This is a genomic window from Pedobacter insulae (genome assembly GCF_900113525.1).
Lineage (GTDB): Bacteria > Bacteroidota > Bacteroidia > Sphingobacteriales > Sphingobacteriaceae > Pedobacter > Pedobacter insulae.
In genome coordinates this window covers 454,051-476,144 of record NZ_FOPP01000001.1, presented here as the reverse complement: position 1 = coordinate 476,144, position 22,094 = coordinate 454,051, and the positions used below count along the sequence as shown (strand labels likewise).

Genomic DNA, 22,094 nt, shown 5'->3' with positions numbered 1-22,094 from the left:
AGGAAACACACACCTCATAACTCATAACGCTATTTAAAAAAAGGGAATTTTACAACTTTAGCTTTGATCTTGTTATTTCTAATTTCGATAAAGATTTCTGTTCCTTCCTTAGCAAATTCTTTGTTTACGTAACCCATTCCAATTGCTTTTTGCAGAGATGGCGATTGGGTACCAGAAGTAACTCTACCAATGGAGTTTCCTTGTTCATCAACAATTGGATAATCGTGGCGGGGAATGCCTCGATCAATCATTTCAAAACCAACTAGTTTATTTTTTACTCCAGCTTCCTTTTGCGCTAAAAGCGCTTCGGAGTTGGTAAAATTTTTTGTGAACTTGGTAATCCAACCTAGACCAGCCTCAATTGGAGAAGTTTGATCATCAATATCATTTCCATATAAGCAAAAGCCCATTTCTAGACGCAAGGTATCTCTAGCGCCTAAACCAATCGGTTTAATGCCATAAGATTTTCCAGCCTCGAAAATTGCATTCCATATTTGATCGGCATATTTGTTTTCGAAATAAATCTCGAAACCGCCAGCACCAGTGTAACCCGTTGCAGAAACTATTACATTGTCTACACCGGCAAAAACACCCTTTTTAAAGCTGTAATACTCCATTGAAGCTAAATCAATGTCTGTTAAGCTTTGCAATGCATCAGCAGCTTTTGGTCCCTGAATCGCTAATAAAGAAGTCTGATCTGAGATATTATGCATTTCTACCTCAGCAGTATTAAATTGCTGGATCCAATTCCAATCCTTTTCGATATTGGATGCATTTACTACCAACATATATGTTTTCTCGTCGATACGATATACTAATAAATCATCAACAATACCTCCTGTAGTATTTGGCAAACAAGAATACTGTACTTTACCATCATACAGCTTTGAAGCATCATTGCTAGTTACACGCTGAATTAAATCTAAGGCATTTTCACCTTTCAAAATAAATTCTCCCATATGGCTAACATCAAAAACACCTACTGCGCTTCTTACAGTTGCGTGTTCGGCATTGATTCCTTCATATTGAACGGGCATATTATAACCTGCAAAAGGAACCATCTTAGCCCCTAATGTGATATGTTTCTCTGATAATGCGGTACTCTTCATTTGGTTTTTTAAGTATAAGCTCCAAAAATACTAAGAATTGACCAATGTTTTTAGCATAATTTATCAAGTTATCTAAAACTTTCAAGTAAAAATCTAAAGTAAAGCCATCTGCAACCTGCTTTACTTTAGACAAGTTTATAATTAACTAATTATTAGAGCGCTATAACAGACCATTTTTGATTAGTACTACCAGCAGATAATGACCAGAATTTAACAAGTGATCCATTTGTTGTGCCATTTACTGAATCTAAATATTTACCATTTGTGCGGTTAATGATATAGTAATATCCATCCCCTGTTGAAACCAACGACCATTGCTGATTAGTCCCGGTATTATCTGAATATTGAATAACTGCTGAGCCATCGGCTGTGTTATTACCACTATCTAATGATTTTCCTGGCGCACTTACACAGCTAATCCTATAATAACCCCCATTGAGCGTAATAACCCATTTTTGATTGTTTCCACTATTAGTTGAATATATCCCTATCCCCGATCCGTTTGTTGAAACACCCAAGTTATCTAAAGATTTTCCAGTATTTGCGTTAACTAATCTATATGTTCCAGTAGTGATGGCATTCGTACTTGCCACGAAAGCACTGGTAAAAGCTGACGAGACCTGGTTAAAAATGTCGGTAATAGTTACCCTTGCCGTATAATTACCGGTCGACAAGGAAATAGGAATATTTGTAGTCCTTTTCTCCGGTAAATTGTCATTAGCGGTATGGATTACAGTGCCCGACGAGTTTAAAATCTCCACTTTAGAGGAGAATTGTGGGCTCTTAGTTTGATTAATGATCCAGCTTACTGCAACCGAACCATTACTGTAGTTCGCTGAAACTGATGTGATACTACCCGTGGTAATAATGGGGGCACTTCCTTGGTTGGTTTGAACAGGCAAATTAAGTGTGCGCCCTTGCCCAAAGGCTGCACTGGGTACAACATTGCCACCGTGCTCCATAAAATAAGCATCTTCATTTGCGTCATATCCTGCATTAAAGGCTCTATCATAGATCCCATTTCGATAAGCATCATTGGCATTAGCACTAAAACTTCTTGAGGTATGTTTTTCCCATTGGTTACCAGTAGTTAAATTCCAACAATCCTTAAAAAACGCTTTTCTTTCGTAGCTTCCGTCATATTGAAATCCTTCCCAATTTTCTAAAAATGCATCATTATTTTTCCCTAAGAAAGTAGTACGCTCAGGAATAGTTAACGTAGAGGTGTGAAACCAATTATTATTGGACAGGTTTTGGATAAAGGTTGCGATATACAACTTGTTATTCGCCTTCCACGATCTCAATACCACATTATACCATACATTAAGCGACCAATTATACGGATTGATAGTTTTTGCACCATCTCCTTCGCCACCAAACCTGCTACTTACCGTAGTGGGAGCAACATAGGAAGCCGTTGCAAGTATGTTTCCAGCTGTATTCGGATCCCATAACGAAGATATAAGGATATTGGGAGTGCCATAAGCAGTACTCGAAGTCTGTTGAATGCCCGCGTACCCCCCTGTATAATTATGAACCGAAAAATAGGAAGAGTTTGCTGATTGCGTCACCTTAATTTTGTGCATTTTAAGAATTGCGTCAGTAGGAAAGGTAAAAAAAAGATGCTGTGATGGGGCGGCATTTTCTGTGGCTGCTATGCCAGTCTTGCTAGTTTTTTTGATATTGGTTGCTCCTTCTTCGGTAGAATTTTCTGATGAATGCGCTAGGGTATCACTTTTTTTGCATCCGATACCGAACAATACGATTATACATACTAAAAGGTGACTTAATGGTTGGAGTTTCATAACAAAAGGTTTAAGTATTGGTTTAGGTTAATTAACAACAAGTTAAATCTCTTTTTATGTTTTAACCTGTATAAATTAAACGCAAACGTTTGCCTATCAAATTGTTAATAAGAAATTAAATCTTAGTTTATGAATAATCTCGAGCTATCGGTTCGACAAAATGCGCAATTTTTAACCTTAGTATTACAAAATACCGCACAAACGTTTGATTGCCTTTTATTTACCGTTTTAATGTGTTTTTATTTCAGGATTTCAAATCTCATCGCTATTTGGTGGTAAGGCTCTCATAGATTGCTAACATTCGCTTGGTATTCCCGTTGATGTCGTGATCTCGTTCTACCGTTTTACGGGCTTGTTCTCCAATTTCTCGCCATCTATGGGGCTGGGTAATGCACTGAAGGATCGATCGATAAAATTCGTCTGGTGTATCTGCAATTAAGATATCCTTTCCGTGTTCACACGCTATACCTTCTGCGGCCATAGAAGTGGCTATAATGCATTTTTTCATAGCCATCCCCTCTATAATTTTTACCCGCATACCACTACCTGATAAGAGTGGAACAATCATAATTGCTTTTGAATTCATAAATTCTACAGCATCGAATACCTCCCCTTCAACAATTAAGTTATCAGAATCATAGTCAAAAAATTCGCGCTGCATGTTCTTTCCGGCAATATAAAATCTCAACTCTCCGCTTAATTTTTCAATGTCGGGCCAAATCTCTTCTAAGAACCATTCTAGTCCCTCCTTATTCGGTCGCCAGTCCATTGCTCCTAAATGAAATAAAGTAGGAAAGCTTGTTTTGGTCAAATCGACTTTGTATTTTTCAAAATCTACTGCTACAGGGAATACATCAAGTTTAGTCTGACACCCAAATTGCAATATGTTTTGTCTATCCGGCTCGCTGATTGCAAACACTTGATGAAAACGGTTAATTTGTTCCTTTTCATAAATCTTTAACCTTCGAGATAAAAACTCTAAATATTTTCTTCGAGGCGTAAACCGTTCTCTTGCGGCTAAGCGTTCCCAAACATCAAATTCAATATTATGTGCCCGATAAATTAACTTTGCCTTACTATTTGCCTTCACCAAATCTAAATATGGCACCACAAACAAACCTTCAAACTGGATAATATCAAACTCATTTTCCCGCAACACATTTTCTAAGATTCTTGCTGCATCATCATCATAAAAACGAGAAACATTGTAAGATTGATTAGAAAAAATATTAAAGAAAGCTCCCCAAATATTTACCTCTATATCAATATGGTAGGAATGGAAATTAATTTTCTCAAATACCAGGTCATAAATATCATCCACATCTACTCTGTGTTTGCTTACATTAAGACTAAACAGAGAAATTTCTACCCCAAGGTTTAACAAACCTTTTATGGTATTGTAAACAACAATTGGGTATCCACTATTAGGCGGAAAGGGAACTCGGTTGGTTAAAATTAAAGCTTTCACTAAGGCTGAAATTACGAAATATCAGCCTTATTCAAAAGAAATTGTAAGTTGTGGATCACTCACATTAAAAGTTTTACGATGAAATGGCGATAGGCCCATTTCAATTACGGCAGTTCTATGGGCAACAGTTGGATACCCTTTATTTTTTTGCCAATTGTATTGAGGATACTCCACGCCAATGGTTTCCATAAATTGATCTCGATGCGTTTTTGCCAAAATAGAAGCTGCTGCGATATTTAAAAATTTACCGTCACCTTTAACAATACAGGTATGTGGGATTTTGGCGTATGCCTTAAATCTATTTCCATCTATAACAAGATAACCAGGCTGGATCACCAATTTTTCAATAGCTCGGTGCATTGCCAAAAAAGACGCATTTAAAATATTGATCCGATCTATTTCTTCGTGATCCACGGATGCAACAGCCCATGAAAGTGCTTCTCTTTCAATGATTGGTCTTAATTTTTCTCTTTGGATATGATTTAATTGTTTCGAGTCATTTAAGCCTTCTAAATAAAAATCTTTGGGTAAAATCACTGCAGCTGCAAAAACAGGACCAGCTAAACAGCCTCTACCCGCCTCATCGCATCCTGCTTCCACATGAATTTCCTGATAACAATTTAATAACATGTTATAAAAGTATCAATTCTTATGCTAACTATCAAAACCGTTCCTGATTGCATAAACGGCAAGGCCTACGCGAGACTTCAACCCTAATTTCTCGAATAAACTGTCTCTGTAAGCTTCAACTGTTCGGTGACTGCAAAACATTTGATCCGCTATTTCTTTATAACTCATCTCTGTTACAGTATAACGCAAAAAATCCTTTTCTCTTTCAGTGAAGTGAATTTTTTCATCCGACTCGGTGTTGCCATTGCTAATACTCGAAAACACTTTGTTTGCTGCCCAATCGGGATAGTAAAAACCCATTTTTATGAGGCTGTTCAACGAATTCTCTAATTCAACAGGATGCACATTTTTAAGTAAGTAACCTTTTGCACCGCATTTAACCATTTTTATTAAGCTCTGTTCGTCATCTTGCATACTTAATGCCATTACAATCACGTCCGGGTGATTTTCTTTAAGCCATTTTGCAGTTTCGAAACCATCCATTATAGGCATGCTAATATCTAATAACACAATATGAGGCACATTATTTTTATGGTTACATTTTTCCTGCAATTCTTTTCCATTTTCACATTCGTAAAGCACTTCAAATTGTTTGAAATTTGCTAAAATACTTCCTATTGCCTTGGCAATTAAAATATGGTCATCTACAATTACGATACTATGTTTCATGGTTATAAGGAAATTTGTACGGTTAGTCTTGTACCTTCATCTTTCTTGCTTTCCAGCAAATAACTGCCACCAATCAATTCAATTCTCTTTTTCATGCTTACCAAGCCTATACCTTTATCTTTCACACTCGACAAATCAAAGCCAATACCATCATCCGCTAATACTATCTTAAGATGATCTTCAACTTTAGAAGCAGAAATACTTAAAGTTTTACAATTCGCGTACTTTATGCTATTTTGCAAAAATTCTTGGGTAACTCTTACGATTACGCTTTTGGTTTGATAAGGTAAGGTTAGTTCTTCAAGAGCGATAGCTAAATTAAGTTTATATTTCTTTAATTCTCCTATTCTAACAAATTCTTGCCTTAAAAGATCGTTTATATTTCCTTTTTCGACTTTATTATCTGTTAAGGATTTGGACAGCTGCCTTAACTCTGCTAGAGATTGGTTAATAATTTCGCCAATGATTTCAATTTTTTCATTTATATCGGGAGCTTTATTTTCATAGGCCAATTGTTGGGTATATAAACTTGCCAAGGTTAGCTTTTGTCCTACATTGTCGTGTATTTCCCGACCGATATGCTGCATTGTTTGCGATTGGATTTCTACTTCTGTTGAAAGCAGTTCCTTTTGATGTATGATTTGTTGTTGGGCAAGTCGAGCTTGATTTTCTCTCTTCTTATTTTTGTATTGCACCACAAACGTAATAGCAGCAGCTATGAACGCTAACAAAAAAACGTTAAAAACGATGATAACTAATGTGTATTCGGTTTCCCCCATAAAAAAGCTGAAATAAACAATAAATACATAATATGATTAGCGACCATAAAAAAAATATAATAATTCGTCCATAAGCTCAAGTTTTTTAAAATTAAACCATAAAACGAGAAGAAGGGAAGCGTTCCGATATAAAATACCATAATCCCAATATTAATATAGAACATAAAATTCTCTCTAAATAATAGTATTTTCTCTGATTTGATCTGTTTCAATATTTCAAGAAAAACAAGCAGCATTAAGACAACATTCCCTACAGTGTAACTTAAAGAATATACAATATTTTGTTTTGCAAATAAAGTAAAGTAAGGCAAAAATGAAATGCAGTAAATCAATACGCAAATCCAAAACAACCTATTACTTTTTAGCGACTTGACAGCATATAGCCAGTAAAAAAACAAGAACTGAATAGGTATTCCGAAAAAATCGTATAGGTAAACTTTAAAATTCGGATAACTTTTTAAACCCCATTTACTTAAGGCTTCTACTAGAAAAACAATGCAGAGGTACGCAATAAACCATCTCCAATAACTATTTCTTAGCTTAGTCCAATAAAATAAAGCTATCAAAGCAGTGAAAAGTTGAACCCAAATCAAAGTTTCAGCTAGTAAAACTTGAAGATCATTCATAGTTTTTAAAAGGCTTCCCCTTCAATGCTTTTTGGTGGAATAAGTTGCCCATGATTTAAACCCATTACTTCAGTTGTATCGGTAGAAACTCTAAAAAGTTGCATCCCCGTTTTCAGCCTTTTTGGAAAACCTTGATAGGTATTTTTATCGAAGGGATTAAAGTCTGCGAAAACGCCCTTTTTATTCTTAATTACAGGGATCATAATTAAAGTGTGCTTTCGTTCATATTGTTTCGTTATTTCCTCACCAAGCAAATCTCTTAAATTTTCGTAACCCGGCTCTCCCCACTTTGAGGCTAAAGGATAGGCAGCATAATACATTCTTATAGCAAGTTTCGGGTTAGCATTAGGCTGAACTTGTTTTACACCCTTTTCAATATCACTTATAAATTTCTTTAAGGTATCAAGATCAAATAAAATAGAATGCGAATCACCTTTTACACCATTTCTGGGTGCATCTTCAATGGAAACTAATTGCGTATTCCTATAATTATCCACCATTTCTTGAATTAAGGTCATCCTAAGTTTACTTGGTTCTGTATCATGTCTACCACCCTTCAATGTTTCACCATGTGTTGTATCTGTGTCGTTCTCCTTTTTTGTCGGTGGATAATTACATGAATAGATTCCAAACGCAGACAGTAAAATGCCTATTATTAAAACTAAGTATTTCTTTTCCATGAGTTTATTTTCGATTAATTTAATTAAATATACTTTTTACTTTACAAAGAAACTATCCTCCATTGAAAAAAGCGTCGTTAAAACCTCATTTCTATATCCGTTAAACAACGGTAAAATTTACCGTTAATACACCAGTATAAATTTCGTTATTACCACAATAAAAAATCTCAAAACAGTCTGCAAATTTGTTTCAAGATAAATGACGAGAAACTATTTGTTTTTAATTAATTAAGAAGCAAGGAAAATACAGCAATGAATAGACATTTTAAGAAAATTAAGGATTTTTTAACTTCCATTCAACTCAAGATTGAGTTCTGCAGGTCTATTCTTCATAAGCTATAATAATCACACCTATCTACCTATAAAAAATTTGGTGTTAGTTACCTGTCCTACCAGTTAGGCAGGTAATTTTTCTTAACAAAAAATATTTCAAAATAGTTGTAGCGTTTTTTATGTTTCAATCGTTTAATGAGATATATCGCTAGCGATAGCGAAATTTAACTCTGAAGCAACCTCCTATTCTCTGGAACGAATGGGAGGTTTTTTATTTACATGTGATTTAAACATTAGTATTTCCCCCTTTTACATCAAATGCATCTCTTAATCCAATCGCAAGCAAATTAAATGCATAAACAGTAAGCATGATGGCTAAGCCTGGCAACACCGCTAAATATGCAGCATCCATGATGATATAAGCATAATGCTCTTTAATCATGCTACCCCAGCTTGGCATCGGAGGCTGGGCGCCAAATCCAAGAAAGCTCAAACCTGTTTCCAATAGTATTGCGGAAGCGAAATTTGCAGAAGCAACCACTAAAATAGGCCCTGCTATATTTGGTAAGATATGCTTAACAATAGTCCTTGTTGTAGAAAATCCTAGCGCTTTTGCTGCTTCAACAAATTCAACTTCTTTTAAGGCCATTACTTGCCCCCGAACTAAGCGGGATACGTCAACCCAAGTTGAAAGTCCAACGGCAATGAATATTTGCCAAAAGCCCTTACCAAGTGCAAAAGAGATAGCAATTACCAGCAACAGTGAAGGCAAAGCCCAAATAACGTTCATAAACCAGCTAATAAAAGCATCCGTTTTACCACCAAAATAACCTGCTATGGAACCTAAACTTACACCAATAAATAAAGATATTAAAACAGCCATTAGTCCAACAGAAAGCGATACGCGAATTCCTAAAATAAGTCTGCTCAGCAAATCTCTACCATACATATCAGTTCCTAGATAAAAAGTTTGCCGATATATATAATTTCTTTCAAAATTTAATCGAGCATCGCTATTTAGCACACAAGAGTTGCATAAATCCTTTAATTGATAAGAGGTTTCCTCTGCAATTTCATCGTCGCCAATATATTCACGAACAAATACCCGATTTTCTTTAAACCTAAAAGATGTAATCGGGATACTTTTAATACTAGCTTCCTGCCCGTAAAGCATTTTTTCAAAAAGGTTAACTTTTTTAATACTCTTGTTTTGGCTAATTATGAGGAAATCAAAAGTCCTAAATGGTTTTTTATTACTCAGCTGCAGATGCATCGTGTTGGCGTAAGGAGTTTGATCTGGCGTAATTAAATATCCCAACACTCCCATAAGCATTAATAGTAAGATGAAAATTAGTCCTCCAAAAGCTAATTTATTACGTTTAAATTTATTCCATATTTTTTTTGAGGGACTGTTTATGCTCATTTTCCTTTTATTTTACCATTCGGTCTTTCCAGTTGTATTTTCCAGAATTACCAGCAATGCCAATATACACCATATAAACAATATGTAGGGTGCTGACTAATGGTTGTAAAACTAGCAATTGTTTTCTTTTAAAGAAACTCGTAATGCCCATTAAAAAAAACATTTCAACAACCAATTTTATACTTAGCTGAAAGGCAAAAACATTAAGAAATGGTGTAAGAAATATCCCTACTACTCCATTTACGACAATACTTAAATTAAATAGCCAAATAGCAAGACCAAGCATTACAATTCCTTTATTTTTATAGCGGGTGCTTTTTGATGCCCATCTTTTTCGCTGTTCAATAAAAGCGCTGAGTGTTTCCTTAGCATAGGTATAAACAATAGCATCATGGTTTTTTAAAAAGCCTACCTTATTTTCGTACTTTGCCGCTATCTTATGCAATAATAATTCATCATCACCAGAAGCAAGATCATCAATCCCTTTAAATCCATTTACAGCATAGAAAGCTTCACGCTCATAAGCCAGATTAGCGCCATTGCAGGTGCTTGGGCTTTTGCTTCCTATTGTTGAAGCACCCAAACCTATTAAGTAAGAAAATTCTAAAGTCTGGCATTTTTCAAAGAGATTTTTTTCCTCATAATAGGCTACTGGCGAAGAAATCATTTTAAAATCATGTTCCTCATAAAAACTTACGATTGTGCTAAGCCAATTCGACCCCATTCTACAATCTGCGTCAGTAGTAATAATCAAATCACCTCCGGCTTGCTCAATTGCAATTTGAATAGCCTTTTTCTTGTATGAATTTAATGCGCGGTCTTCATTTAGGTTAATCAAGAGTACGCCATCGTTTGAAAAAGATGTTACAACAGTAGCAGTGTCATCTGTTGAGTGATCGTTTATAATGATAATTTCAACGAGTTCTGTTGGATAGTTTTGAGCTAACAAATCTGTGATAGTTTTTCCGATATGAGCTTCTTCGTTTCTAGCAGCTACCAAAATCGACACCCTTGTTTTAGCAGTCGTTTTAATGTTCTTGTACAAAGCTATCCTATGCCAACCCCTAATAAATGTAATGACAACAATTACATAGACAAGTGTCAAGGCAATGGATAAATAATTAACTATGCTTATTGCTTCCAAAGAAATTCAGTTTAAAAACGAAGTAAGAACCTAAGATAGCAGGAATAATAATATTTATGAACCAAATGCTCGCAATACAGGCTACAACGGCTGTGCTTTGATCAGTTACAAACTTAAAAAAGAACAATGCAGTGACACTTCTAATTCCAATATCCAATAAATCTAATGAGGGCAATGAAGATTGAACAAAGAACAAAATGCTTACGAGCATTAAAATATTTAAATAGCTTATCCCTGGCACCAGCCAATAAAACATGATAAAATATTCAGTACTAAAGATAAGATATCGTGCTAAGCAAAAGAGTAAAATTTTAAACAACTCTATCTTTTTATATCTCGCTAAAATGATATAGAATTTCTTATACTTACGCGTGTACTTAATAGAAAGTAAGAGTGTATTAAGCCATTTTATATTAAAGAAAAAGAGGAGAAAAAATAAACAGAAAATTGCAGCAATGGCGAAACCCGCTAAACACAAACGATAGTCGAGCAGATTAAATTTAAAAATAAATATACTGAGGGCTATTGCGCCGAACACATTTGTAACAACCATTTGTCCTATGTTCCCCACAGCCATTGCAACTACTCCAACTATTCTCCGTTTAGGCGATAAAAAGAAAACCCTGCCTCCGTACTCACCTACTCTATTTGGAGTAAAAATTGCGAGGGTTAATCCGCAGAATACCGACTCGATTGCCCTCCACATGCTAATGGGTTCAATTGGTTTGATAAGGCGCTTCCATTTAGCGGCTTCCATACCCCAGTTAAGGAGCATTAAAATCATTACAAAAGAAACTACATACCAAATTTCACTTTTAGGCAGTGTTTCCAATAAGGCAATAAACTTTTTAAGGTCGTTATTGGATGTTAGTTTGGTATAAATAAACCAAAATGCAAAAACCACAATCGCAATTTTAAGAGAAATAGAAAATAGTTTTTTTGATTGAAGTGTCAACTTTTTGCTTTTTGTATGTGCAAATATGCTTAATATTGTTGTATGTTGGTTGAAAAAAAGGAACGTATAATTATGGGTATCGACCCGGGTACTGCGATTATGGGTTATGGGGTAATTTTAGAAAAAGGAAACAAAATTGAGCTCATTAACATGGGCATTGTTAAAATGGGACATCTAGATGATCACTTCTTAAAACTACAACTGATATTTGAAAAAACCATTGGCTTAATAGAAGCATATAAACCTGATGTCCTAGCCATTGAGGCTCCATTTTACGGAAAAAACATACAAGTAATGCTTAAATTAGGCAGGGCTCAGGGAATTGCCATGGCTGCTGCGCTTTCAAGAAATATTTCAGTCACAGAATACGCACCCCGCAAGATAAAACAATCTATTACCGGTAAAGGTACGGCAAGTAAAGAGCAGGTAGCCGCTATGTTGCAGCGCTTATTAAAGTTTAACGAAGCCCCTGAGTTTCTAGATGCAACGGATGGTTTAGCAGTTGCCGTTTGCCATTCATTCCAACGAATAGCCACCACTAGTAATTCGAAGTCTTACTCTGGCTGGGAAGCTTTTGCACAAGACAATAAGAAAAGAGTTAAAGGCTAAAGGTTTTTACATAAAAAAGTCCATTCCGATAAGCGAAATAGACTTTTAATATAAAATCTGGCAAATTATTTTGCGTCTAAAATTTTGAAAACCCCTTTGCAAGCGACAACCGAACCAATGAATAGCACAACCCATGACGCGATAGAAAGCGCAGTTGAATCGAAAGCAAAACGTGCATAAACACCAACCATACCTATAAGTACCCCCCACAAAATGAGTGTGTAATTTGATGTACTATTTGCACTTTCCATGCTTTTTTCTCTTTCTTCCGATTGACCCATGATTTCTTTAAGTTTATTGATTACAAAATTAATATTTATTCGCTAATTATTGCATAAAATTAAGGCTTTTTAAAAAAAATACCTCGAGTCCCTACGGCCTAATAACTCTTCAAACGATCCAATCGCTGCTTAGCTTTATCGCCTTCACTCAATTTCTCTCCACTATATAATGGCTTTTCCCAATCGCCATACATCGGATTGGGCAATAAAATAAACTTAACCCCAAACAAATGCTGAACCGCATCAACCTGTTCCTTGGTATTTTTGCCTTCCCGATAAAACACGTTAGAAAAATCGCTTAAATTATCTCCGCATAGTAAAAGTACATTATACTTTTCCAACACCTTCTGGCGACGTGCTTCTTTATCTGATGTAGTTGTTTTTACTAATAGATGAGCATCATCAGCGTTAGGAAAACCTAATCTTTGAAGGTTCTTTAAAGTAGCCGTATACTCAACTTCCTCCCTATTTGTAACATAAAAAGTCTCTACCTTTTTACTGGCGGCGAACTTTAAAAAAGCCAAAGCTCCTGGCACAGTATCAGCAGTAGCCAAGCTAGTCCATTTATGCCAATCCTCTGGCAAAAAACTTATACCTTTTTTAATTTCATGTCCCTGAAAAGGGGAGTTATCCAATACCGTCTCGTCGACATCTACAATCACACAATTGGGTTTACCATTCGCTTGCTCCCACAAAGCTTCCTTTAATGATAATCTAGCAAAATTATAGGCTTGAAAAGCGAGCGCCCTATATTCGCCACTGGTTTGTTGCCAAAGTACTGCATTTGTAAAATCCCTTGCCGGAGTTAGTGCTTGTGCTAAGCTAGCAATTGGGAAGGAGACCAACAGTAACAGTATCCAAATAAATGTGCATCTTTTCATACGACAAAGTTGCATAAAAAAACCCTTATCGTTTAAGATAAGGGTTAATATTTTAAATCTTTGCTAACTTATCCATTAAGTGCTGCTGCACCACTTACAATTTCTGTTAACTCTGTAGTAATTGCAGCTTGACGCGCTTGGTTATAAGCTAACTTCAATGCCTTTAATAAATCACCAGCATTTTCTGTCGCTTTATCCATTGAAGTCATACGTGCACCATGCTCAGAAGCGTGTGAATCCAATACCGCTTTATATAATTGCGTTTTAATCGATTTAGGAATTAGTTCCTTAACAATCTCTTCTTGGTTTGGCTCCAGGATGTATTCAACATTTGTTGCCTTGGCTTCAAGATTAACCACTGCTTTTGGTAACGGCAATAATTGTTCGCTCGTTAAAATTTGCACGGCTGCATTTTTAAACTGATTATAAACTACCTCAACTCTATCAAATTCGCCTTGCTCAAAGCCAGTCATAATCGCCTCGGTTATTTTTGTTACATTTTCAAAAGTAAGCGCTGCATATATTTCATTATTATTTCCAATAACTTTGTAATTGCGCTTCTCATAAAAATCTTGAGACTTTTTACCAATCGCAACGATACTTACATTACCCTTTTTAAGCTGTTCGCTATATTTTTCGGCAATTAAATTATTCGCAGTTTTAATCACATTCATGTTAAAGGCACCTGCCAAACCACGATTTGATGATACGACTACGATCAACACTTTATTAGGCTCGCGTTCTTCAATAAATGGAGAAGAACCCCCTTCTAAACTTGCTGAAAGATTCCCTAAAATTTCTTTTAGTTTAGTAGCATACGGACGTAATTGAACAATAGCGTTAGTTGCACGCTTCAACTTCGCAGCCGAAACCATTTTCATGGCTTTGGTAATCTGCTGGGTAGATTGTACTGACGCTATACGAATTCTTACTTCTTTTAAATTAGCCATCTTATATTGGGTTGCGAGTTACGGGTTACGTAACTCATAACTATTAGTATTTACTTGAGATCTCTTTTGCTACTGTTTCTAACACCGCAGTAGCATCATCCAATTTACCAGCTTTTAATGCTGCTAAAGCTTCAGGGTGACGCAATTCTAATGCTTGTAAAAACTCCGCTTCAAACTCTTTTACTTTATTTACTGGAACAGAACGCATTAAGTTTTTAGTACCCAAATAAACAATCGCAACTTGTTTCTCTACCGTAAAGGGAGAGAACTGAGCTTGTTTCAACATCTCTACGTTACGCGCACCTTTATCCAATACGGATTTGGTAGCTGCATCTAAATCTGAACCGAACTTAGAGAACGCCTCTAACTCGCGGTATTGTGCCTGATCCAATTTTAAAGTACCAGCAACTTTCTTCATCGATTTAATTTGCGCATTACCACCTACTCGAGATACCGAGATACCTACGTTAATTGCAGGACGGATACCAGAGTTAAATAAATTAGATTCCAAGAAAATCTGTCCATCAGTAATCGAAATTACGTTAGTTGGAATATACGCAGAAACATCACCCGCTTGAGTTTCGATAATAGGCAATGCAGTTAATGAACCGCCACCTTTAACGATTGCTTTAAGCGACTCAGGTAAATCGTTCATGTTTTTAGCAATTTCGTCGTTAGCGTTTATTTTCGCAGCACGTTCTAATAAACGACTATGTAGATAAAACACGTCACCTGGATATGCCTCACGGCCTGGTGGGCGACGTAACAACAATGACACCTCACGGTAAGCAACTGCTTGTTTAGATAGATCATCATAAACAATTAAAGCTGGTCTACCAGTATCGCGGAAAAACTCACCAATTGCAGCACCTGCAAATGGCGCATAAAACTGTAACGGAGCAGGTTCAGCAGCCGAAGCAGCAACCACAACAGTATAAGCCATCGCACCATTTTCTTCTAAAGTACGTACAACGTTTGCCACAGTACTTGCCTTCTGCCCACAAGCTACATATATACAAAATACAGGATTTCCTGCCTCGTAAAATTCTTTTTGATTGATGATAGTATCGATACAAACAGCAGTTTTACCAATCTGACGATCTCCAATAACCAACTCACGCTGACCACGGCCAATTGGAATCATTGCATCAATTGCTTTGATACCTGTTTGTAAAGGCTCGGTAACTGGCTGACGATAAATTACACCTGGCGCTTTACGCTCCAAAGGCATCTCATAAGTTTCTCCTAAAATTGGTCCCTTACCGTCAATAGGCTCACCAAGCGTGTTTACAACACGACCTAACATACCTTCACCAACTTTAATAGAGGCAATTTTCTTAGTACGTTTTATCGTGTCCCCTTCTTTGATCTCGTCGCTTGGCCCCAATAAAACCACACCAACGTTATCTTCTTCAAGGTTCAAAACGATTCCTTGCAATCCATTAGCAAACTCAACTAGCTCTCCACTTTGAACTTTAGTTAAGCCGTAAACACGAGCAATACCATCGCCCACTTGCAAAACGGTACCAACTTCTTCAAGCTCAGCTTCTGATTTAAAGCCCGACAATTGTTGTCTGATAATTGCCGATACTTCGTCTGGTCTTACCTCTACCATAATATTTCTGTTTTTTTAAATTCTTTTTTTACTTGCTTTTTACAGTGCAAATTCTCTTTTCAATTTATTTAAACCGCTAGCAATACTAGCATCAAATTGCTTATCGCCAACTTTTAAAACAAAGCCACCGATTAATTTCTCGTCAACTTTTTCTTTAACAACAACCTCATTGGCGCCTAGTTCTTTTTTTACTAAACTTACGATCTCTTTTCTATTGTCATCAGTTAATGCAATAGCCGAAGTCACTTCTGCAGTTACAATACCCTTCATTAAATTGTATTGATGAATAAACTGTTTCGATGTTTCAAACAAAATCCCAGCTCTACCTTTATTCACAACCAATTTTAAAAAGCTTTGGGTAATATGATGAACTTTGTTGCCAAAAACCTCCTTCAAAATCCCAGACTTCTTATCTAAAGGAACGATAGGGTTTTTTAAGATCGCCTCCAATTCACTGTTGTTATCAACAACATCTTCAAATAGCACCATATCATTTTTCAACTCCTCTAAAGCGTTTTGCTCTATAGAAAGATCGATTAATGATTTTGCGTATCTACTTGCTGCTTTACTTGACATATATTCTTAGTTGTAAGTTGTAAGCTGTAAGTTGTAAGTTCAGTTGTCGATTAAAAATCTAAAACTTAAACCTAAATACCTATAACTTAAAACGTAATACTTATAACTTAATTTAATTCCACATCTTTTAACAGGTTGTTTACCAAATCCTGTTGTTTTGCTTTATCATCTAATTGACTACGTAGAACCCGCTCTGCGATATCTAAAGACAAAGTAGAAACTTGTCCTTTTAATTCAGCTAAAGCTGCTTTCTTTTGATTCTCAATCTCAATACGAGCCTTTTCAATCAATTTAGCACCTTCTGTTTGAGCCTGTGTTTTAGCTTCGTTAACGATGTTATCCTTCAGCGTCTTTGCTTCTTTCAAGATCTCATCGCGCTCAGAACGAGCTTGTTTCATCAAGTCTTCGTTTTGTGCAGTTAATCTAGCCATTTCTTGTTTAGCCAATTCTGCCTTGTTTAAAGCATCGTCAATAAATTGCTCACGTTCTTTGATAGCCGCCATTACTGGCTTCCAAGCAAATTTTGCTAAAATAAAAAGCAATGTAAGAAATACAACGCCACTCCAAACGATTAAACCAATACTGGGACTAAATAAATCCATTTTATATTATTTTATTGTTGTTTACAAAATTTCAATAAAATTTCGGAGCCAACCGCTCCGAAATCTTGTTTTTTAAGCGCCTGTACCTAAGAAAGATACAACAACCGCAAATAATGCAACCGCTTCAACAAACGCTGCAGCAATTAACATCATTGTTTGAATTTTAGATGCAGCTTCTGGTTGACGAGCAACGCTTTCTAAAGCTGAACCACCAATTTTACCGATACCAATACCTGCACCAACTGCAGCTAAACCTGCACCAATTGCAGCAATACTTCCTACTACCATTTTAATTTAATTTATATGTAAACAATATTGTTTCTAATTAATGTTCGCCATGCTCCTGCACAGCCAGACCAATAAATAATGCGGTTAAAACCGTAAATATAAAGGCCTGTATAAAACCTACTAATAATTCAATCATGCTAATAAACACTACGAATACCACGGAAACTGGCGCAATAAAAGCAGATTTAAACACAAAGATTAAACATAATAAAGCTAATACCAAAATATGACCAGCAGTAATGTTCGCAAACAAACGTATCATCAAAGCAATAGGCTTAGTGAAAATGCCCATTAATTCCAATGGAGCTAAAAATATCTTCATTGGAACAGGAACACCTGGCATCCAAAAAATATGTTTCCAATAATGACCATTCGCTTTCACGTTTGTTATCAAAAATGTAATGACAGATAATACTAGCGTAAGGTTGATATTACCTGTTAAGTTTGCACCCCCAGGAAAAATAGGCACCATCCCCAATATATTATTAAACCAAATAAAGAAGAATATGGTTAATAAATACGGCATATAACCTTCATACTTAGCGCCCAAATTAGGAATAGCAATATCATCTCTGATAAACAAAATAACTGGCTCAATTAATGACTGGAAGCCTTTTGGAGATTTACCTTTGCGCTTAGCATAAGCATTTGCAACACGCACAAAAACAATGATTAATACGACTGCGGAAAAAATTAAAGTAAAAACATTCTTCGTAATCGAAAAATCCAATGGCATTACATTCGCCACCTTATGCTTTGCATCCACATCCACATATTCGCCGTGGGCATTTGGAGTTGCAGACGCTACATAAATTTTTTCGTGATAGTTAACGAAACGCTGACCATTCCTTTCAACTATATGCTTCCCTTGATCGTCATGATGGAATTCACTGGACATAAACGTAACTAAACCATTATCCGTCCATAAAATTACTGGAAGCGGAATACTAATTGAACCCTCACCTTCTCCAAGAACATGGAAACTATGTGCATCAGCAATGTGATGTAAAATAAAACCAGTAATATCAAACTTCTCTTCTTTGGCTCCGTCTGCAGCAGCTGTTGCATGATTTTCTGTCGAAACTGGGGCTTCTGAAGCTGGATGTGCAGAAACATTTAGACTAAAAAATGCTAAAAAAAGCGCAAAAGCAGTGCTTTGTGCAATTTTTTTTGATTTAAAAATATGACTGAAGTGCATTTACTGTATGTTTTTTACTTTTTTATTGAGTGGCGCAAGTTACACAACAAAGCGTAAATTTCAAAGCCGCTAAATAAGAAATATAAAGAAAAAAAATTGAACACAAAAAGTATGCGGTTTACGGGTGTATAGAGCACGTAAACGAGTATAAAAGCCATCGAAAATAACATCTTTAATCCAACCGATGCCATGATAGCCATGACCCCCATTTCAGGCTTTCTTTTAATACCAAAATAAGCCACCAAATAAGCTATAAAAGTTATTCCAACTACAAAAGAGAAAACAACCCAGAATTTATCAATCAATAAGAGCGTATCAGGAAAAAGATAAGGTAAGGCAATGGCAATTCCTGCAACTAAAAATGTAAATAAGAAATAAAAAAAGATAAAACGTCTTAAATTCAAGATATCGATAATTTTCTACAAAGGTACAATAAAGCGGGTATATATTGTTAACCTACTTATTTAAGTTTCTCTTTTTAGTTAATGAGCGTATTACCCAATACAAAGAAACAACAACTCCTAGAAAACCAAACAAGGCCGCATAAATAGCCTTATTGTGCGGCTGACGTTCGTCAATTTTATAACCAATAAATGTAAAGAGGCCGATTGTGGCTAACATTTGAAAAGCCATACCCGTATATTTAGCAAAATTATTCGCCTGTTTTCCAACGTCGTCTTTTTCTTGATCTGTCATAATTGCTAAGATTGATTAAAAATATAATATTTTTGCTTACATTTTGTTATATTGTTTTATACACTCAATTTAAATTTTTGAATAGCCCCATTAAAACCAGCGCTTGTCTAATTTTAACCTTCCTAGCAATTGCTATGCTATGGGCTTGTTCTACCCAAAAGGATACTGTAGCAAATAGGCGTCTTCAAAATCTATCCGCACGATATAACTATATATATAACGCAAATGTTTTACTTAATGATTATCAAGAAGGTCTTTCCCAAACTTATAAGGATAATTATGAACAAATCTTAAGCGTAAACATCGCTCCACCATCCATAGATTATTTAACTGGCGGCCCTGGCCAAAGTCAGGAGTTAGCAGATATTGCTTTAAAAGCTCAAACTATTATACAGGAAAAAAATTTTAGTAATTACATTGATGAGGCTTATATTCTTTTAGGTAAAACCAATTTCTACAATGGAAATTATTATAACGCTGCAGAATATTTTGATTATGTAGAAAGAGCTTACAAAAAAGATAAACGCACCTATCTAAATGCATTAAACTGGAAAGCCAGAACTTACATGCAGCTAAATAATGAAATGATGGCCATGCGATTACTAGACTCTGTAATAGTTACACTTGATTCGGTAAAACGTGAAAAAGGGGAACCGCTTGCCACTCTTGCGCAAATGAGCATTAATCGTCAAGATTATAAAAAAGCGATCGAATATCTGGAAAGAGCCATTAAAGAATCAAGCCACATGTTAAGTCGCACACGATGGCCTTATATTCTAGGTCAGCTATATGAGTACGACAAAAATTATGAAGAGAGTTTAAAAAATTATACTAAAGTTGAACACAGTAATGCTCCCTTTGAAATGTATTTTAATGCCCGGTTGAGCAAAATCAGAATTAATGACTTGCTAAACCAACAAACTTCTAATCGAAAAGCACAACTATTGAAATTAATTAAGGATGATAAGAATCTTGATTATACAGACCAGATCTATTATGAGGTCGCTGAAGATTATTATAGTGATGCCGACTATCAAAAAGCTACAGAATTCTATTTATTATCGATTAAAGAGAGCACAACTAATTCAAATCAAAAAGGATTATCCTACCTTAAAATAGCCGATCTTAATTTTAAGAACACGAAGGATTACATTGCCGCAAAACTTTATTATGATAGCGCCATCAATACACTTCCAAAAAATTATCCGAATTACGAGCAAATTTTAAAGAAGTCTCAAAATCTGGAATATCTTAGCAATCGCTATGAGATTATCAGTGCACAAGATACATTGCAGTTTATTGCAAAACTAACCGAGCCACAGCGGACAAAAAAAATTGCTCAGCTATTTGAGCCAAAACCTCAACTAGTGGCTGATGATGTGAATACCACAAGCCCAAGGCAAATATTAAACATAGGTTCAACTAACAATAAACAAGGCAACACGTTTTATTTTGGAAGTCCGATCGCTATTAGTAGAGGTTTTAGCGATTTTAAAAAGCGCTGGGGCAATCGTACCTTGGGCGACAACTGGAGACAAAGCATCAAATCATCATCACAACTAAATCAGCAAAATATCGCAAATGGAATAGCAAATGGCAGTAATGGCAACGGCGCTCTTGGCATTACTGAAAAACCAGATACCGCTGCCCAAATAAAGGCTTATACCGCTTCATTACCATTAACCAGCGAGCAGTTGAAAAGATCTAACCAAGAAATAATAAATGCCTACTTTGAGATTGCAGGATTTTACCAACAGGTTTTAGAGGATCAAAAAGAAGCTGTTAAAGTGTACGAAACCTTACTCAGTAGATTTCCTAAAAACAATCACCTAGAGGCGACTTACTATAGCTTATATTTAGGTTATAAAGGGATAGACCAGACTAAGTCGGATTACTATAAGAATTTGGTCTTAACGGATTATCCGACATCAACCTATGCAAAAACTATTTTAGACCCCTCATATAGTATTAAACAGAGCGCCTTAGATCTGGAAATTAACAAAATTTACAATAACATCTTTAGCAATTACGAAAAAAAAGAATATGCTACCGTAATCGCCGGCGTCAACGAAGTAAATCAACGATTCCCAGGAAACTCATTACAAATACAATATGATTATTTAAAGGCTATTTCAATCGGCAAGACAGCAAATTTAGATAGCCTGCTTAACGCATTTGAAAAAATCAACACACAATATCCTACAGATTCATTAATAAGACCCTTAATAAACGCGCACTTGGACTATATTAATGCTAACCTGGATGTTTTTAAACAGAGAAAAATCGCTCTGTTGGACTTTGATGAAGCAGAGCAAAAATTTGTGGCGCAGAAAGTAAATCCCATAGCTGGAACGCCTGTACAAACACCACCTGTAGCGAATGCTCCCATTACCCAGCCAAATAGCCCAACCCCACCAATTACCCCGATAGCGAATGATAGTACGAGGATAGTTAACAATATTAAAAGCGATGGTCTGTTTAGCACTGCCGCATCAACAACTTATTATTTCATTGTAAGTGTAGGTAGCATGGAACATAGCGTAAGTTCATCACGGTTCGGGATTGGCCAATTTAATCGCGGTAACTACGCTGGTGAAAATCTAAAACATCAACTCATTGACTTAGCAGAAGACCAAATCATTTATGTAGGCAATTTCAATAGTTTAAGTGAGGTCGCCGAATACAGTGAGGAAATTAAAAAGCAATTACCAAAGATAATGAAAGTGCCAGCCAATATTTACAACAACTTCTTTATAAGTAAAGAAAATTTTGATAAAATTAAGGACAGGACAACTTTAAACCGCTACCTTGAATTTTTTAAAACTAATTATTAATAC

The 22,094-nt window shown here is 35.8% G+C and carries 21 protein-coding genes; 2 read left to right on the top strand and 19 right to left on the bottom strand.

The window, feature by feature from the left end; all coding sequences use genetic code 11:
• Nucleotides 1-29: 29 nt before the first annotated feature.
• From gcvT to BM207_RS02070, 10 genes are all read right to left on the bottom strand, one after another.
• A complete protein-coding gene (gcvT, locus tag BM207_RS02120) occupies nt 30-1,109 on the bottom strand; it encodes a glycine cleavage system aminomethyltransferase GcvT (RefSeq protein ID WP_090991899.1) in 1,080 nt (359 codons plus the stop codon).
• 152 nt (nt 1,110-1,261) lie between these two features.
• On the bottom strand, nt 1,262-2,914 hold the full coding sequence (locus BM207_RS02115; protein ID WP_090991898.1) for a DUF3472 domain-containing protein: 1,653 nt from the start codon (nt 2,912-2,914) through the stop codon (nt 1,262-1,264).
• 265 nt (nt 2,915-3,179) lie between these two features.
• Nucleotides 3,180-4,382, bottom strand: a complete 1,203-nt coding sequence (locus BM207_RS02110) for a glycosyltransferase family 4 protein (RefSeq protein WP_090991897.1) — start codon at nt 4,380-4,382, stop codon at nt 3,180-3,182.
• 27 nt (nt 4,383-4,409) lie between these two features.
• Entirely contained in the window at nt 4,410-5,012 is a 603-nt protein-coding gene (locus BM207_RS02105) for a ribonuclease HII (RefSeq protein ID WP_090991896.1), read from the bottom strand.
• Nucleotides 5,013-5,036: 24 nt separating this feature from the next.
• Nucleotides 5,037-5,681, bottom strand: coding sequence for a response regulator transcription factor (locus BM207_RS02100; protein ID WP_090991895.1), 645 nt, complete (start codon nt 5,679-5,681; stop codon nt 5,037-5,039).
• 2 nt (nt 5,682-5,683) lie between these two features.
• The gene (locus BM207_RS02095) at nt 5,684-6,412 is read right to left on the bottom strand and encodes a sensor histidine kinase (RefSeq protein WP_177217036.1); all 729 of its coding nucleotides are present in this window, start codon (nt 6,410-6,412) and stop codon (nt 5,684-5,686) included.
• Between the two features lie 679 nt (nt 6,413-7,091).
• Nucleotides 7,092-7,766, bottom strand: coding sequence for a hypothetical protein (locus tag BM207_RS02085; protein WP_090991892.1), 675 nt, complete (start codon nt 7,764-7,766; stop codon nt 7,092-7,094).
• 559 nt (nt 7,767-8,325) lie between these two features.
• Nucleotides 8,326-9,462 carry an ABC transporter permease gene (locus BM207_RS02080; protein ID WP_090991891.1) on the bottom strand — a complete coding sequence of 379 codons (1,137 nt, stop codon included), beginning with the start codon at nt 9,460-9,462 and terminating at the stop codon, nt 8,326-8,328.
• Between the two features lie 7 nt (nt 9,463-9,469).
• Nucleotides 9,470-10,606 carry a glycosyltransferase family 2 protein gene (locus tag BM207_RS02075; protein WP_090991890.1) on the bottom strand — a complete coding sequence of 379 codons (1,137 nt, stop codon included), beginning with the start codon at nt 10,604-10,606 and terminating at the stop codon, nt 9,470-9,472.
• The gene (locus BM207_RS02070) at nt 10,584-11,561 is read right to left on the bottom strand and encodes a lysylphosphatidylglycerol synthase domain-containing protein (protein ID WP_090991889.1); all 978 of its coding nucleotides are present in this window, start codon (nt 11,559-11,561) and stop codon (nt 10,584-10,586) included. The genes BM207_RS02075 and BM207_RS02070 overlap by 23 nt, the downstream gene beginning before the upstream one ends.
• Nucleotides 11,562-11,603: 42 nt before the next feature.
• On the opposite strand from BM207_RS02070, the gene ruvC reads away from it, so the two are divergent.
• Nucleotides 11,604-12,170, top strand: a complete 567-nt coding sequence (ruvC, locus tag BM207_RS02065) for a crossover junction endodeoxyribonuclease RuvC (RefSeq protein WP_090991888.1) — start codon at nt 11,604-11,606, stop codon at nt 12,168-12,170.
• A 65-nt stretch (nt 12,171-12,235) separates the two neighbouring features.
• Here the strand turns inward: ruvC and BM207_RS02060 are convergent, their stop codons facing one another.
• The 9 genes from BM207_RS02060 to BM207_RS02015 all read right to left on the bottom strand — a co-directional run bounded on the left by BM207_RS02060 (nt 12,236) and on the right by BM207_RS02015 (nt 19,257).
• Nucleotides 12,236-12,451, bottom strand: a complete 216-nt coding sequence (locus BM207_RS02060; RefSeq protein ID WP_090991887.1) for a hypothetical protein — start codon at nt 12,449-12,451, stop codon at nt 12,236-12,238.
• A gap of 98 nt (nt 12,452-12,549) precedes the next feature.
• Nucleotides 12,550-13,332 carry a 5'-nucleotidase, lipoprotein e(P4) family gene (locus tag BM207_RS02055; RefSeq protein ID WP_090991886.1) on the bottom strand — a complete coding sequence of 261 codons (783 nt, stop codon included), beginning with the start codon at nt 13,330-13,332 and terminating at the stop codon, nt 12,550-12,552.
• A 68-nt stretch (nt 13,333-13,400) separates the two neighbouring features.
• Nucleotides 13,401-14,282 carry an ATP synthase F1 subunit gamma gene (gene atpG, locus BM207_RS02050; RefSeq protein WP_090991885.1) on the bottom strand — a complete coding sequence of 294 codons (882 nt, stop codon included), beginning with the start codon at nt 14,280-14,282 and terminating at the stop codon, nt 13,401-13,403.
• A gap of 43 nt (nt 14,283-14,325) precedes the next feature.
• Complete coding sequence (atpA, locus tag BM207_RS02045) at nt 14,326-15,897, bottom strand: F0F1 ATP synthase subunit alpha (protein WP_090991884.1); 1,572 nt, start codon at nt 15,895-15,897, stop codon at nt 14,326-14,328.
• Nucleotides 15,898-15,936: 39 nt separating this feature from the next.
• Nucleotides 15,937-16,473: an ATP synthase F1 subunit delta gene (gene atpH / locus BM207_RS02040; RefSeq protein WP_090991883.1), complete on the bottom strand. Its 537-nt coding sequence runs from the start codon at nt 16,471-16,473 to the stop codon at nt 15,937-15,939.
• A 107-nt stretch (nt 16,474-16,580) separates the two neighbouring features.
• Entirely contained in the window at nt 16,581-17,075 is a 495-nt protein-coding gene (atpF, locus tag BM207_RS02035; RefSeq protein WP_090991882.1) for a F0F1 ATP synthase subunit B, read from the bottom strand.
• A gap of 72 nt (nt 17,076-17,147) precedes the next feature.
• Nucleotides 17,148-17,363 (bottom strand): ATP synthase F0 subunit C, encoded by a 216-nt coding sequence (atpE, locus tag BM207_RS02030; RefSeq protein WP_090991881.1) that lies wholly within the window; start codon nt 17,361-17,363, stop codon nt 17,148-17,150.
• A gap of 37 nt (nt 17,364-17,400) precedes the next feature.
• A complete protein-coding gene (atpB, locus tag BM207_RS02025; protein ID WP_090991880.1) occupies nt 17,401-18,561 on the bottom strand; it encodes a F0F1 ATP synthase subunit A in 1,161 nt (386 codons plus the stop codon).
• Between the two features lie 456 nt (nt 18,562-19,017).
• Nucleotides 19,018-19,257 (bottom strand): AtpZ/AtpI family protein, encoded by a 240-nt coding sequence (locus BM207_RS02015; protein ID WP_090991878.1) that lies wholly within the window; start codon nt 19,255-19,257, stop codon nt 19,018-19,020.
• A gap of 134 nt (nt 19,258-19,391) precedes the next feature.
• Here BM207_RS02015 and porW point away from each other — a divergent pair, with 134 nt between their 5' ends.
• On the top strand, nt 19,392-22,091 hold the full coding sequence (gene porW, locus BM207_RS02010) for a type IX secretion system periplasmic lipoprotein PorW/SprE (protein WP_090992064.1): 2,700 nt from the start codon (nt 19,392-19,394) through the stop codon (nt 22,089-22,091).
• Nucleotides 22,092-22,094: the final 3 nt, after the last annotated feature.